The sequence below is a fragment of the Arthrobacter sp. 2YAF22_2 genome (genome assembly GCF_052114645.1).
Taxonomy (GTDB): domain Bacteria; phylum Actinomycetota; class Actinomycetes; order Actinomycetales; family Micrococcaceae; genus Arthrobacter.
This window is the reverse complement of sequence record NZ_JBFRFD010000572.1, coordinates 1-2,137: the sequence shown is the minus strand read 5'-3', so window position 1 is coordinate 2,137 and position 2,137 is coordinate 1. Positions and strand designations below refer to the sequence as shown.

Sequence of the window (2,137 nt, the reverse complement as noted above, 5' to 3'; positions counted from 1 at the left end):
CTCAAGGACGGCATCGCCGCCTTCCTGAGCATCGTCCCCGTCGCGGGCCTCGTCTACACGGCTACCTGGACCGGCTGGTTCCGCTCCAGCAACGCCTACTACCGGCACTGGGCCGAAAGCAACCCATCGGCGCAGTGGGGCTGGATTCCCGATTCGCTCCGCTCGCTGGCGCACTACCACCTCGAGGCCTACAAGTTCCACCAGGGCCTGAGCGCGGACCACCCCTACGAGGCGAGCGCCTGGACCTGGCTGGTGATGGGCCGGCCGACGTCGTTCTTCTATGAGTCGCCCAAGCAGGGTACGGCCGGCTGCGAGCTGCCCAGCTGCACCTCGGCCATCCTCTCGGTGGGCAACCCGCTGATCTGGTGGAGCGCGGCAATCTGCCTCGGCGTCCTGCTGTTCTGGTGGCTGGGCCGCCGCGACTGGCGCGCCGGGGCCGTCCTGGCCGGCGTCGGCGCCGGTTACCTGCCGTGGTTCATGTACCCGGAACGCACCACGTTCTTCTTCTACGCAGTCTCATTCGAACCGTTCCTGGTGCTCGCCCTTGTCTACTGTCTGGGGCTGGTCCTGGGCCGGCGCACGGACGCGCTGTGGCGGCGGCGCTCCGGCTTCTACCTCGTGGCGTTGTTCGTCGTGGCGGCCGTGCTGCTCTCGGCGTTCTTCTACCCGGTCTGGACCGCGGAGGTGATCTCGTACCAGGACTGGCGGTTCCGGATGTGGATGCCGTCCTGGATCTAGGGCAGGATTGCTAGCGGAGCCCGGGCCACCGGGCGGCTGCGGACCGGAACGGGAGACATGGGTTTTGAGAGAAGCTAGCACCGGACTGCTCGTGGAGCTGACCCCGGAAAGCAACGTGACGGACCTGTTGCTGGAGCAGCACGCCCAGGACCCCGTCCACGCGCTGTACTCCCGTAAGGGCCCCGCCGGCTGGACCGACGTTCCGGTCCAGCAGTTCCTGGACCAGGTCAGGGCCCTGGCCAAGGGACTGATCGCCGGCGGCCTGGCCCCCGGCGAGACGGTCGCCGTCATGTCCGCCACCCGCTACGAATGGACAGTCGTGGACTTCGCCATCTGGTTCGCCGGCGGCGTCACGGTCCCCATCTACGAAACCTCCTCCGCCGGCCAGGTCGAGTGGATCCTGCACGACTCCGGCGCCCTGCGCATCTTCGTCGAGGACCAGGCGAAGGCCACGCTGGTCCAGGGCGTCCTGGACGGCTCCGGCCTGCTGGCGCAGCGACTGCTCGGCGTCGTCCGGATGGACTACGACGGCGCCGCCCCGAACCTCGCAAGCCTCGCGGCCGCCGGCACCGGAGTCGGCGACGCCGAGCTGGAACGACACCGCTCCACGGCGGGCCTCGCCGACGTGGCCTCGCTGGTCTACACCTCCGGCACCACCGGCCGCCCCAAGGGCTGCGAAATCACGCACGGCAACTTCGCCCTGGTCGCGAAGAACATTATCCTGTTCCTGCCGGAAATCCTGCTCCAGCCCAACACCCGGACGCTCATGTTCCTGCCGCTGGCCCACGTTCTGGCCCGCGCCGTGCAGGTCATCTGCCTCAGTGCCGGGACCACACTGGGCCACACTTCCAGCGCAAAGGACCTGCTGACGGACCTCGGCACGTTCAAGCCCAGCTTCCTGCTGGTGGTGCCGCGCATCTTTGAAAAGGTCTACGCCGGCGCCGCGCAAAAAGCGGCCCTGGCCGGCAAGGACCGGCTCTTCGGGTCGGCCGCCGCCGTCGCCGTCGAGTATTCGAAAGCCCTCGACGCCGCCGCCCGCGGGCAAGGCACCGGCCCCGGCTGGGTCCTGCGGGCCAGGCGCGGCCTCTTCGACAAGGTGCTTTACCCGAAACTACGGCAGGCCTTCGGCGGCCAACTGGGCTACACCGTCTCCGGCGCGAGTCCGCTGAGCTCCAACGACGCCCACTTCTTCCGCGGCGCCGGCGTCCCGGTCCTGGAAGGCTACGGCCTGACCGAGACGACGGCGCCGTGCACGGCCAACACCCCCACCCGCACCAGGGTGGGGACCGTGGGCATCCCGGTGCCCGGGACCACCATCAGGATCGCCGAAGACGGCGAGATCCTGGTCAAGGGCATCGGCGTTTTCAAGGGCTACCACGCCAACGAGACAGCCAATGCC

Annotated in this window: 2 protein-coding genes; both read left to right on the top strand. The window is 68.8% G+C overall.

The annotated features are described in order from the left end of the window. A partial coding sequence (locus AB4Y86_RS17415; protein ID WP_441403420.1) for a dolichyl-phosphate-mannose--protein mannosyltransferase occupies window positions 1-738 on the top strand: 738 nt, incomplete at its 5' end. A 64-nt stretch (window positions 739-802) separates the two neighbouring features. Continuing rightward, the coding region (locus AB4Y86_RS17410; RefSeq protein ID WP_441403419.1) for an AMP-dependent synthetase/ligase at window positions 803-2,137 on the top strand (1,335 nt) is incomplete at its 3' end.